Annotated in this window: 8 protein-coding genes and 2 pseudogenes; 1 reads left to right on the top strand and 9 read right to left on the bottom strand. The window is 38.7% G+C overall.

Annotated elements, in window-relative coordinates; genetic code table 11:
* From RM347_RS11750 to RM347_RS11765, 4 genes and pseudogenes are all read right to left on the bottom strand, one after another.
* Positions 1–156, bottom strand: a pseudogene (locus RM347_RS11750) (IS701 family transposase); the annotation flags it as partial.
* Positions 157–406: 250 nt separating this feature from the next.
* Positions 407–5,851 (bottom strand): trifunctional serine/threonine-protein kinase/ATP-binding protein/sensor histidine kinase, encoded by a 5,445-nt coding sequence (locus RM347_RS11755; RefSeq protein WP_322716444.1) that lies wholly within the window; start codon positions 5,849–5,851, stop codon positions 407–409.
* Between the two features lie 609 nt (positions 5,852–6,460).
* Positions 6,461–7,162: an SDR family NAD(P)-dependent oxidoreductase gene (locus tag RM347_RS11760; protein ID WP_322716445.1), complete on the bottom strand. Its 702-nt coding sequence runs from the start codon at positions 7,160–7,162 to the stop codon at positions 6,461–6,463.
* 511 nt (positions 7,163–7,673) lie between these two features.
* Positions 7,674–7,910 (bottom strand): hypothetical protein, encoded by a 237-nt coding sequence (locus tag RM347_RS11765; protein WP_322716446.1) that lies wholly within the window; start codon positions 7,908–7,910, stop codon positions 7,674–7,676.
* A gap of 285 nt (positions 7,911–8,195) precedes the next feature.
* Between RM347_RS11765 and RM347_RS11770 the strand changes: the two are divergent.
* Positions 8,196–8,376 (top strand): annotated as a pseudogene (locus tag RM347_RS11770) (hypothetical protein); the annotation flags it as partial.
* 272 nt (positions 8,377–8,648) lie between these two features.
* On the opposite strand, the gene RM347_RS11775 reads toward RM347_RS11770, so the two are convergent.
* The 5 genes from RM347_RS11775 to RM347_RS11795 all read right to left on the bottom strand — a co-directional run bounded on the left by RM347_RS11775 (position 8,649) and on the right by RM347_RS11795 (position 12,583).
* Positions 8,649–8,813: a CopG family transcriptional regulator gene (locus RM347_RS11775; RefSeq protein ID WP_322716447.1), complete on the bottom strand. Its 165-nt coding sequence runs from the start codon at positions 8,811–8,813 to the stop codon at positions 8,649–8,651.
* Positions 8,814–9,231: 418 nt separating this feature from the next.
* Entirely contained in the window at positions 9,232–10,533 is a 1,302-nt protein-coding gene (locus tag RM347_RS11780; RefSeq protein ID WP_322716448.1) for a DUF4910 domain-containing protein, read from the bottom strand.
* 2 nt (positions 10,534–10,535) lie between these two features.
* Positions 10,536–11,096, bottom strand: a complete 561-nt coding sequence (gene rfbC / locus RM347_RS11785) for a dTDP-4-dehydrorhamnose 3,5-epimerase (RefSeq protein ID WP_322716449.1) — start codon at positions 11,094–11,096, stop codon at positions 10,536–10,538.
* A 39-nt stretch (positions 11,097–11,135) separates the two neighbouring features.
* Positions 11,136–11,789: a PIG-L deacetylase family protein gene (locus tag RM347_RS11790; protein WP_322716450.1), complete on the bottom strand. Its 654-nt coding sequence runs from the start codon at positions 11,787–11,789 to the stop codon at positions 11,136–11,138.
* Positions 11,786–12,583: a sugar phosphate nucleotidyltransferase gene (locus tag RM347_RS11795; protein ID WP_322716451.1), complete on the bottom strand. Its 798-nt coding sequence runs from the start codon at positions 12,581–12,583 to the stop codon at positions 11,786–11,788. Before RM347_RS11795 ends, RM347_RS11790 begins: the two co-directional genes overlap by 4 nt.
* Positions 12,584–12,610 lie beyond the last annotated feature (27 nt).

Genomic DNA, 12,610 nt, shown 5'->3' on the forward strand with positions numbered 1-12,610 from the left:
TATTTCCCAGTAAGTTATGGTTCTTTTTTTACCATAAATTATTTCCCTAATGTATCTAGTCTCTGATTTTTGATTGCTAAATGTTCTCTCAAATTTACACCATTTATTTGCCCTAACACTTTGCCCTGCTGGTAACCAGACTCCATGATTACTTCTAGTTTACCAGCAAGCACCGTGGATCGAAGTCGAAGCCAAACAAAAAGAAAAAGCGATACCTTCGGCGAGCTTCGCTAACGCACACTTGCGCTCTTGGTGGCTGATGAAAAATAATTGTACCTAAATTAACACGAAAGTTTTTACCTGACGAAAGTGCGAAATCAGCAAAAATATGCTGAAGTAAGTTTGTTGGGTAGATATCAACGATTTTTGAGACTGATAGATAATTTCTGCTGTAATGATTAGACATTCAGGCTTCTAGCTTTGCCTGAAGGGGGATAGAAACAATAAATTCAGCCCCTTGTCCTAAAACGGATCGACACTCCAACTGTCCTCGATGCTTATTAGTGACAATCTGGTAACTAATAGATAGCCCTAAACCAGTGCCTTTACCAATAGCTTTGGTAGTAAAAAAGGGTGTGAAGAGTTGCCGCTGCACATTTTCGCTCATCCCACAACCGTTGTCAGCAATGCGAATGACGGCGACATCGCCTTCAACAGTAGTACGAATTGTAATGATACTTGGCTGACGGGCGATCTCGGCATAAGTCCGATGTTCGTTAAATTCCTCTAAAGAGTCGATCGCATTGGCGATCAGGTTCATAAATACCTGATTCAGTTGTCCAGGGTAGCACTCTACGGGTGGCAGGTTGCCGTACTCCTGTATTACCTGAATTCGCGGAGAGTCTGGTTCGGGTTTAAGCCGATTTTGCAAAATCATCAGGGTGCTATCAATGCCCTCATGGATATTAACAGCTTTGACTTCAGCTTCGTCTAGGCGGGAAAAGTTTCGTAAAGATAATACAATTTGACGAATGCGATCGGTTCCCACTTTCATGGAAGCTAACAGCTTAGGTAAGTCTTCCATCAAAAAATCTAAGTCAACCGCATCTATTTCATTCTGAACTTTAGATGATAAATTCTGGTTTTGTTGCTGATAAAGTTGTACTACACTCATCAAGTCTTTGAAATAATTATTGACGTAAGTAAGGTTGCCGTAGATAAAGCTGACTGGATTATTGATTTCGTGAGCAACGCCTGCCACCAACTGTCCCAGGCTAGACATTTTTTCACTTTGCACCATCTGGGACTGGGTGAGCTTCAATTCATCAAGTGTGTGCTCTAGCTGCTTTGCTTTCTCACGCGCTTGTGTTTCCGAAATTTCTAACTCCTGGGAGTATGTATGCAAATTTGTGTAGAGGCGAGCATTTTCTATAGAGATGGAAACTTGCGAAGTCAATAAGTTCAGTACCTCTAATCGATCTGCGGTAAAGGCTCCGGTGGTGAGGTTATTTTCCAGGTAAAGAACTCCAGTTAGCTTACCCTGATGAGCAAAAGGCGAACACAAAACTGATTTAGGTTGATTGGCAATAATATAGTTGTCACTCACAAAACGCTCTGTGTGGCTAGCATCGTCTAAAACCAAATTTTCTTTTGTTCTTTCAACATAGTTAATCAGTAAAACTGGCAATTTATGCTTTACTTGCACCAGACTGGACGATCGCACTGTCACTTGGTCTCGATCGGTATTTCCCTCGGCTTCAATTACCCACTGGTTATCCTGTTTTACAAGTAGATAACCCATTTGGGCACCAGCATTCTCGATCGCAATTGTCATCATCTTCTCCAGCAGCCGATTTAGCTCCATCTCGCTTGACAATGCTTGGGACGCTTTAATCGCTGTGCTGATATCTAGAGCTTGGGTTTTAGCTTCAGAAATATCCTGAATCTGCTTTGTAGCCGTACTCCGCCCATTTACCTCCCCGACTATATCTGTAAAAAGTTGGGAATATTGTTCGTCCAGTTGCCGAACTTTACCCGTAGCTTCCCACTTTAGATAGCGATAGCGGGCTTCTTTAAGATAAACTTTGGCAAAGTTTTTCCTACCCTTGGCTAAGTAAAATCGAAATGCCAGTTCGTTTGCTAAGGCTTCATTTTGTAAATAACCGTTTTCGGCAGCAGAAGCGATCGCTAGGTCGTACAGTTCCATTGCCTGATAATCTTGTTTATAAATCCGAGCAATTTCAGCTTGAATCAGCAAAAATTTGTGTTGATAATTGGTTGGGCAGTGCATTGCCCATTGCTGGAATTTTTCTAAGTTGGTATTTAGTTGATGTAGATAAATCACTTGAGTTGGGGTATCTGCCTCAGCATAAGCCCCAGCCAAGGCAATACTTTGGTGAAAGTAGAAAACAGGATTAATAAAAATTCCTCGCGATCCACCAACAAATTTTTCGGCATTTTCCGCATACTCAACAGCTTTGGTATACTCTCCATACCAGTTACTGAGCGCGAGTTTATAGATGTAAACTACAAATGCACTCAACATATCCGAAGATGCCAACGCAAACTCTAGCACTTGCCGTTCATCTGCCCAAGTTCCAACAAGTTGGTCAATCTTACCTGCTGGCTTAATCAGGTTAGCGATCGCTTCCCTAGCCAGCAGATGGTAGTTCAACATGTTTTTGTCAATCTTGCGGAGGGTAGGAATAAAATCTTCGGCTATCTCTGCGGTTTTTTCTAAAGATTCATTCCCAAATAAAGATTGCCATAAAAAATTAACTGAACAATAACCCGACCATTGATAAGAGCCTGTTTCTAAACCACTATTAAATCCCTTTAATAAATAAGGTTTTGCCTGGCTTATATGGTCTTTGTAATGACAGATTAAACCTCCCCACATATTCAAAATATTCGCTTCCAATTCCTTCGTTCTTAAAATTTCGTGCAACCGCAAAGATAGCTCACCAAACTCATAACCTGAATCTACCTCACCATATTGAAACACCAGATTGAAGGAATACAGCATGTAACCAAATACCGAAATTGGTGAGTTGCCATACTGAACTGAAAGTTGAGTTATATTCATAGATGTGATATGCAACGCTTTAGATCCTAAAAAGTAGGCAATAGGCCAGACTTCTTTTAAGATGCGTTGAGCCATTAACTTCTCTTCGTCTTGCATTGGTGGTAGTTCTGCGAGACTAAAAGTTGAGCGATCGCCAATAACTTCCTTGGTATAATTAAGTTTTTCCAACAGATATGCATCATCGGGATAAGCCGGAAACTCTAAGCCTAAAAGCTCTAAGGTGTTTAACCCAATTTCATAGGCGGAGTTTAAGTCATTCTCCATGCGATAACACATAATTCGATATTCATTCACGCAACACATATCAAGAGTAGTTTTAACTTTGCTGAAAGTCTGCTCAAAAATCAGCAAAGCTTGCTCATATTCACCATTTAAAAATTCTGCTTCTCCAGATTGTAAATATAAAGTTAGGGTGAGTTGATATTTATCTTGCCAGCTATTTTCAGGTAGATAGCTCATCCCTGTTTTCAGCAATTTTAATGCAGTTACAAACGCCGAAGATGATTTTGCTCTCTGACCTGCTTTCAGATTTAATTCTGCCAGTTCATATCTTTCTGCTGGTTCAACAATCAATGACTCTCCAGCATTGAGATGGTTGACAATATCAAAAAGATGCTCTTCCAACTGGGCTTTTTCAGTATTATGTAATAGTAATTTTCCCACCTTCAGGTGTACTTGCTGTTGCTGGTCAATTGGAATTAAAGAATAGGCAGCTTGCTGAACGCGATCGTGCAAAAACTTATAGTCAACTTGTACCGCAGCCTGACAGTATGTTGCTAATTCCGACTGATTCAATAACTGAGGAATTTTGTAAGTATCGCTCAAGGGGAGAATTAATCCCGCCCGCAAAGCTGACCATAAATCAATTGCTGTTGCTGATGGAGATTTTTCGTTGACTAGAGCTAGGATTTCTAAATTAAAACGGTTACCAACACAAGCAGCTAATTGTAAAACTTGCTGTGTTGGTTCTGACAGTCTCTGAATTTTATTCACCATTAAATCGACAACATTATCGGTAATGGTTTGTTCCTGAATTTTGTCGAGTTCCCACTGCCAGAAACCTGAACGATAATCAAACGTTAAGAGATCATCTTGATGCAGTACTTTTAGTAACTGAGTCAAGAAAAAGGGATTACCTTGGGTTTTTTGAAATAGCAAATCAGCTAAAGGTTCTGCCTGAGATGATTCGCAATTGAATGTGTCAGTCAGTAGTTGAGTAATATGAGGTGCTGCTAATGGCTTCAAGAGCAACTCTTCAACGGTTGCCCCAAATGCTTGAATTGTCTCTAGCATTAGCATCAGCGGATGGGTGGCACTAACTTCGTTATCTCGGTAAGCCCCAATCAGCAATAGATACTGACTTTCTGGGTCAGTCATCAGATTCTCGACCAGGTTCACAGAAGCAGCATCTGCCCATTGGAGATCATCTAAAAACAGTACTAAAGGATGCTCGGCGGCAGTAAAGGCATGGATAAATTGCTTAAACACCCGATTAAAACGGTTTTGAGACTCAGCAACCCCCAACTGCGGTACAGGCGCTTGCTGTCCAATAATCAGTTCTACTTCCGGGATGACATCAATAATAACTTGACCGTTAACTCCCAATGCTTGTAGTAATTTATTTTTCCAAACCTCTACTCTGGCTTGGCTTTCAGTTAACAGTTGTCGCATTAATTCTCGAAATGCTTGAATCAAAGAAGCATAAGGAATATCTCGCTTGAGTTGGTCAAATTTGCCACCAATGAAGTAACCTCGTTGCCGGACAATCGGTTTGTGAACTTCGTTAACTAGTGAGGATTTGCCAATACCTGAGTATCCTCCTACCAACACAACTTCGCTCGAACCAAGGCTAACTTTTTCAAAGGCAGCCATTAAAGCTGCCACTTCTACTTCCCGACCGTAAAGTTTTTGAGCTATTTGGAATTGATGCGAAAAATCTTGCTGGCCTAGGGTAAAAAGTTCAATGCTGCCTTTTGTTTGCAGTTGTATCGCTGCTTGCTCTAGGTCAGCCTTTAACCCATAAGCACTCTGATAGCGGTCTTCAGCAGTTTTGCTCAGAAGTTTCATGGCGATCGCAGAGATTGCCAGTGGTACATTAGGATTAATCTCGTGCGGAGCTACGGGAATTTTCGCAATGTGACAATGCACCAACTCCATTGGGTCTTGAGCATTCTGGAAGGGGAGCCGACCCGTCAGCATTTCATAGAAAATGACACCTAATGAGTAAAAATCTGTACGATAATCTAAAGTTCGATTGATGCGTCCAGTTTGCTCTGGCGACATATAAGCCAGCGTTCCTTCTAGAAGGTTGAGGCTACTAATTTCTGGACTTTCTTTTGACAGCAGCGAAGCGATGCTGAAGTCAATCAGTTTTATTTTTTCGGTATTGGAGTTATAAAGAATGTTTTCGGGTTTAAGATCCTTATGGATAATGTGGTGGGTATGTAACTCTCCCAAAGTTTCAGTAATTTGACTGGCGATGTTGAGGAATTTTGTAAGTTCAAACCCTGTATTAGATATTTGATATTTTAAAGATTCTCCACCAAAGTCTTCTAAAATGATTCCTAGACCATTACTGTAGCCATTATCATAATTAATTAATTCATGGGCTTTGATTACACCTGCAATGTTCAAGTTTTGGATAATTTCGTATTCGTGCTTGAGTTGAGCAATCTCTTTGATAGTGGGATACTCTGCTTTGAGCAGCTTGATGACAACTGAGTGTCCGTTAGCCTTGGAGTATGCTCGATAAATTACTGTGGCAGTAGCTTCATAAATTAAACTTGCAATATTATAGTCAGGGATACGAGCAATTAATTTAAACATTAATACTTGCCTGAATGTTGGTTTCTAATAGATTTTGGTAGTTCCTATGATAGTTCCCAGAATTCAAGTCAAGTTAACTCTTCAAATCCTAATTAAGGAAAGATCAGCGAGGCTAATCTTTTGATTCGCTTCTTTCAATGGATTATGTAGAATAAAATCACGATCTTCCTTGAGATGACAAAGTAGTGTAGATAAAAGAAAGGGATGCACTAAGGGACTTCCAATTAAAAAAATATCCCATCGCTTTGATGGCAGGGGAGTAGGGAGCCAGGGCGAACGCACAGTATTTCTGAAACCCTTGCTGGATAAGGATATTGACAAAAAAATAGGCTAAATTTAAAAACCCTGAAACCCTTGCTATTAAAGGATTTTTATACTTTAGATGCGTTTGCCCTAAGTAGGGAGCAGGCTTGCCGTGAGCGTAGCCGAACGGGAGCAGGGGGAGGGAAAGTTGTTTTGAAAGATTGAAATTGGATAATTTATTTTTTGGAGTTCCCTAATCTAGATCGCAGAATAATTAGGATTGTTAGGGTTTCAACACATTAACAAAGTAACAGTCTTTGTAACTGGTTTATTAACCGCAGCAAACGCTCACAGTAGAAAGGCTTGTTAAAAAGGAATTACTTTGCGATCGCGCAAAAACTTGCCGCTTATATTGCGTGGAGCATCAGTAGCCAACCAGATTGCAGTGTCGGCTCCTTGTTCTGGCTCTCGCGGTGCTGATGACCCACCCATATCTGTTTTGACCCACCCCGGACAAATCGAATTGACAACGATCCCAAAGGATTGCAAAGCTTGTGCCAGCATAATCGTTGCACCATTTAATGCTAGCTTCGATAGGCAGTAACTTGGGACATCATAAGACAAGTCTTCTAATGCTCCATACCCACTTGAAACATTGATAACTCTGGCATCGGGGGATTTTTCCAACAGGGGTAAAAATGCCTGCACCATCCGAATTGCGCCAAAGGTGTTGGCATTCATTGTGGAATCAAGTAACTCACGGTCAATGGTAAGAATATTTACATTCTTGTCTGGATACACGCCTGCATTATTGATCAAAACATCTAACCGATCAATCTTCTGGTGCAGGGTTTTTACTGCTTGATTGATAGAGCGATCGTCAGTGACATCCAATTCAATGGGAATTACCTTCCCTTGAAGTTTCTGGGCCGCAAGTTTTGCGTTATCAAGCGATCGCGAAGTGATAATTATCGAGTAGCCTTTTGCCAGTAGACCTTGAGCGATCGCAAACCCAATCCCTCGGTTCCCACCTGTGACTAATGCCCGTTTGTCTTGTGTGGATTCCATCTTATGTTCTACCTTGTGTGAAGAATGATCGCTTTTGTTAAATCAGTGAACAGCAACTCGTTAGTTTGTTTACCGTGATTAATTGAACAAGAGGCAAGGGAGATAGAAAAGAATAGGGATTCGACACAACTCTTGGAGAGGCTGCGCGTAGCTTGCTTCCACGTTCGCGTAGCGTGCCGTACGACAAAGCTACAACTCTTGGAGAGGCTGCGCCAACGACTGCGCTCAGTACAAGTCAGTGACCACCCCAACTGTTGCGTTAGCTCCCCGCTCTTGACGAGAACCACGCTTATTGAAGTGGCAACGAGCGCATGGAACAAACATTTAGCTATCTGAAAATTTTTACAACAATTTTTATGCTTAAAAATACTATCTAAAGGTTGACATTTAGTCCTTTACACCCTTTAACAGCAGGAGTGCCCAATATCAATTTAAATATTTAGGAAATTGAGTAAGAGGTGTCCAGTGTTTGTCTAGTATATTTTTTCCATACACTACCTGCTTAACGCCTTCAAGAATCTACAACAGATGTAATGATGCGTTTGTAGCGTTTACGCTCTGTTGACCACTTGTGACATGCTTGTGTAACTATTTGTCTGTCTTGGTGTGATAAAAGCTCATCTGGTTGACTGCGAGCTAAAATTTGTGCTGCTTTTCGAGCTTGTTCATATTCCACACCGTATTTGACTAGTTCTGTATGAAATATTTTTTCTTTTTCCTCGATTGAGATCAAAAAATTCTGCTGCATAAACTTAGGTTTAAAAGGTTGTTGTCAAATTACATCTAACCTCTTCTACAATCTCTGTTGCTCTTTCGCCGGAGTGATTCAACAACCAGAGCAAGATAACTTTTAATTTTAAATATTACAAATATTAAAGTTTTTTATCTCTACCTTAAGGATATCTTAAGAATTTGGTAAAGATACTAACAACAGCAGCCCCACAAATTAACCCATCTATTCCACCCAATTGGGCGCAGCTGACACCAGTTTGGTTTAGAAAATCAAGCAACTACTCAGGAACATTCTGAGATGGTTCTATATAAATTTTTACACGATCGCTCGCGTCCAGCAAGCTGCCTATTCACTCATTCCAGAAGCACAAAAACAGTCAACACACCTGCAAATTGGGCGATTGTTATTGCAGAATACACCTCCAGAGCAGCAAGAGTCAGGAATTTTTGCGATCGTTAACCAATTCAATTACGGACTGGAGTCATCTGCCAAACATTAAGAAAATGTTTGAAAATTCGCGCAAAATTCAATAACTCTATCAAGATAATTGCACGAGATCCAAGGGAAAAATCAGAGCAGAGACTTCCTCTGCTCTGTTAGCGCAGTGTTAGCGGCATAAGAGAGTGTCCTTATTTAAATCCCTTAACTTTAGTTATAGGGATTCACTGTTAGCTGATAACTGTTAAGCACAATATTTCCCTCACAAATTGAGATGTGCTTACCCTAGTTTGATTTTTTATACAGTGTGATTTACTAGGTTCCAGAAGCTTGTTCATCCTTAGGAGAAAGAGAGCGAATTAGCTCCCGAATTACATCAGTTGCTGGTCTCCCCGTTATTGAACAGTATTGTTCAAGCTTCTGTGCCTCGCCTGAGGTGAGATTGATTGTAAGTCGTTTAGCAGCCCATTTTTTATTCATGTATTAGACAAGCTATGTTTTTAAACTACTTCTCTAATATCAATCATCTAAACTGCTAATACAATGGTAGAAGTAATGACATTTAGTTCAAGTAATCATGAAGTTGGATAGGATATTTTTCCAAACAATAGTGAAGAGGTTAAGTACATTCTCAAGTATAAAGTTTAGCTAATAACAGGGCAGTAATTATAAACTTAATGTAAAAATAATATCAAATAATTTAACACTAAATAAGTATTTTTACAAGAAAATTGAGAACAATAATACACAAAAATTGTGCAATGTAATACCAACTTCCTTAGAAGCTGCACATTATCAGACAGTACAAAAGCATTTACTTTAAGGTTTTTATGAATTATGTAGTCGCTACGCTCACAGGCAAAATAAAGATGAATTCAGGATTTATTTTGATTTTCCCTTAGTTATTTTTACTTGCCAACAAGTCATGCGCTAATAATATATCAGCAGCATATTTAATCACATCAAATGATATTCCCGATCTTTCTGCAATATCTAGCAGAGTATGCTGACCATCAGATAAATTTAAAATCCACAAAATTGCCATTTGATTTAGTTTACTATCTTGATGACCATTGGGTGCCTGATATATACCCCTTCTCCCCAACTGTGGCTCACATTTGGGATTTTGGTTGTAGTAAATCTGATTGTTATTGAGGATATCTAATATTGAACTACATTGAAAGAATGACTCGGCAAGATATTGTGGTTGAACAAAATTTAAATCATCAGCTGAGGTGTGATATTCGGGAAAACAGTTATGAGGCGATCGCATCAAGCAACCTACAGCTAAATTAAATCCAGGTGAGCAATATTGTCGCTCATCATAGCCATAGGGGAAAAAATCTATAATTTCATAATCCTGTTTTGACTTTTTGAGTACATAAGCAGCAATGTTATCAATTTCAGTATCACCTCTACGGCTTTTTTTGTAAGTAAAATTGCCTGCATCTCCTAAACAAGTTAATACCAAACCATGTTTAATATTATTGACTTTTGCCTCATTCAGAGCCAACCATGTAATTGAACCAATGGTTCCTGGAATCCAGAGAAATCGATAGGAATATCTTGGTGTAGTTTGACTTAAATATTTAGCGATAAAAGTAGCGATCGCAATTCCCGAAAGATTATCATTACACAGTGAAGGATGACAAACATGGCAAGAAATTAAGACTTCATCAGTACTTTCTCCTGGAATATAATACTCTCCATAGCTCAGATGACCTGGTTCGAGGGAAGAATCAATAAATACTTCATATTCTTGATCATTTAGTTCCAAATATTGATTGTGACTCAGGCAAAATCCCCAAGTTTCTTGATAGTAGGAAGTGTGGTAGGGAATCCAATCAGGATAATCAACAAGTGTAAATAGATGTGCTTTTAGTTCTTCAAGGGATAGCTTTTGATCTACTGGAATACTATAGTTAACAATATGTAAATTCGAGTTAGCCAAATCTACAACTTTCTTACCCTGTGAGTTTTTAATATAGGCATCTTTAATATTCCATTCTTTCGGAACTGTCCAATCAAAAACATGAGTGCCAGTTGGAACTTCATGAACTGATAAAGGAATATGCTGATTAATAATTTTTAGAGTTTCTCTAACACCATTACCTGTAATACTGCGACATATAGGATATAGTTCAGTTACTAGCTGATATATATTTTGGGCAATATCATTTTTTGCAAAAGTGTGAATCATAACTAATTATCCAGGCTTGATCTCACTATCTTTCTCTGTACAAATAAATTCCAAGCCTTATCTTTATCAGATATTTCACTTATTGGTAATGGCCATTCAATACCAAAAGCTGGGTCATCATAACGATAGCCATCGGCATACTCTGGGGCGTAGAAATCACCCATTTGATAAGTCACTTCAGTTTCGTCGGTGAGCGTTTGAAACCCATGAGCACAACTATCTGGGATATAGAGAGCAAGGCGATTTTCAGCAGTTAGTTCTACACCAATATGAGATAAATAGCTTGGAGATTCTGGACGCAAATCGATAATTACATCATAAATAGCCCCCCGGATGCAACGCACCAATTTTGTTTCCTGAGAAGGAGGCTTTTGATAATGCATACCTCGTAACGTTCCTTTTGTATAGTTAAAAGATAAATTGCATTGGGCAATAGTAGGTTTTAAACCATGAGCTTTAAATTCTTGAGTACAGAAACTTCGAGCAAAAAAGCCCCGAATATCTCGTTGCAACTCTAAATCAACAATAAATGCCCCTTTTATTTTAGTTTCAGTGAATATCATGAACTTGCAAATTGGAGAGATAATTAAAAATCTAATTTTTTAGAAAAATATTTTTCGGCAGTAAAATGCTTCAGCATATTTACTCGGTGAATTTGATTCAATTCCGCGAATTCTGAGGAGCGAACGAAAAGTATCTTCTGTAAACCACTGTTTATTATTTTGAGTAGAAAATGCATCCAAGATATATTGAATTTTTCGGCGACAGAGTGCCTCATCTAAATGAACAAAGAAATTAGGAATATCCAAATCACCATCATATTTGGGAATTTCATATTCCAAAATTAAATGATTTCTAAAGGTATTCCAAGTTAACTCAGAAATTAAGCGGTGATCTTGGTGGCGATCGTCTCGCTGATGAGTAAAGATTATATCTGGTGAAAAATCCTGCTTCAACTGTTCAAAGCATTCCTTCACCTCTATGCCTTGGAAAGGTAGAAAGCCATCTCGAAAATTTTTGATGAGAATTTTCTTGGCTGGGATTTCTTTTAAGAAAAGACTGGCACTTGCTGTTGCTTCTTGTGCTCTTTGCTCATTGGAACTAAAGACAACCCAATAGATAACAACATCCTGGTAATTCTCTATCAGCTTTAAGATTGTGCCTCCACAACCAATTTCGATATCATCACAATGAGAACCTAGACAAAGGATTTTGTATTCAGATTCTTCTGTTTTGTTCAAACTAAGTTGGATCATACATGGCTTACTTGTAGTTGTTGATCTCCCCATACTTCCCAAGGTCTTTCGCCTTGAGCATACATATCATCTAACTGTTGCTTCTCTTTAAAGGTATCCATTACCCCAAAAAATCCAGTGTATTTGTACGCAAAAAGTTCTTCTTTGGTAATCAGCCTTTGAAAAGGCTCAAGAACAAGTTCTTCTCCATAATTAATATAGTTGAAAATTTCTTTTTTGAAGATAAAATATCCTCCATTGATCCAAATATCGCGTTGCTTAACATCTTTGATATCTTTCACTAAACCATTCTCATTCATATCAACTAGGTGAAAACTTTGGCTTGGTCTGACACACAAAAAACTACCAATTTTATCACGCTGATAAAAATTTTTGATATATGTTGGTAGATGCAAGTCTGTCAAACCATCACTGTAGTTAGCTAAAAAAACTTCTTCTCCTTCTAGATACTTTTCTACTGCCTTGAACCTTTGTCCAATGTTGGCAGTTAACCCTGTATCTACAAATGTGATATTCCAATCTTGAATATCCCGATTAAATAACTGAATTTTGCTCCCGTTGGAAAGACTAAAGTTATTAGAAAGCCATTCATTGTAATTTAAAAAATAGCTTTTAATTAAGTCAGCTTTGTAACCAAGACATAAGATAAAATCTTTGTGTCCATAGTGAGCATAGTATTTCATTACATGCCATAATATTGGTCTATAGCCAATATTAACCATTGGCTTAGGAATACTTTCGGAATATTCTCTCATTCTAGTTCCTAAACCACCACAAAATAAAACTACTTTCATATCATTCACCCCTTTTTGATAATAAAA

It is taken from the genome of Nostoc sp. ChiQUE02 (assembly GCF_034531305.2).
GTDB lineage: Bacteria > Cyanobacteriota > Cyanobacteriia > Cyanobacteriales > Nostocaceae > Nostoc.

What these genes read in the sequence shown, in the direction of transcription:
- rfbC (WP_322716449.1), bottom strand. Translation starts at nt 11,096, where the DNA reads ATGATATTCACTGAAACTAAAATAAAAGGGGCATTTATTGTTGATTTA.
- RM347_RS11780 (WP_322716448.1), bottom strand. Translation starts at nt 10,533, where the DNA reads ATGATTCACACTTTTGCAAAAAATGATATTGCCCAAAATATATATCAG.
- RM347_RS11775 (WP_322716447.1), bottom strand. Translation starts at nt 8,813, where the DNA reads ATGAATAAAAAATGGGCTGCTAAACGACTTACAATCAATCTCACCTCA.
- RM347_RS11755 (WP_322716444.1), bottom strand. Translation starts at nt 5,851, where the DNA reads ATGTTTAAATTAATTGCTCGTATCCCTGACTATAATATTGCAAGTTTA.
- RM347_RS11760 (WP_322716445.1), bottom strand. Translation starts at nt 7,162, where the DNA reads ATGGAATCCACACAAGACAAACGGGCATTAGTCACAGGTGGGAACCGA.
- RM347_RS11795 (WP_322716451.1), bottom strand. Translation starts at nt 12,583, where the DNA reads ATGAAAGTAGTTTTATTTTGTGGTGGTTTAGGAACTAGAATGAGAGAA.
- RM347_RS11765 (WP_322716446.1), bottom strand. Translation starts at nt 7,910, where the DNA reads ATGCAGCAGAATTTTTTGATCTCAATCGAGGAAAAAGAAAAAATATTT.
- RM347_RS11790 (WP_322716450.1), bottom strand. Translation starts at nt 11,789, where the DNA reads ATGATCCAACTTAGTTTGAACAAAACAGAAGAATCTGAATACAAAATC.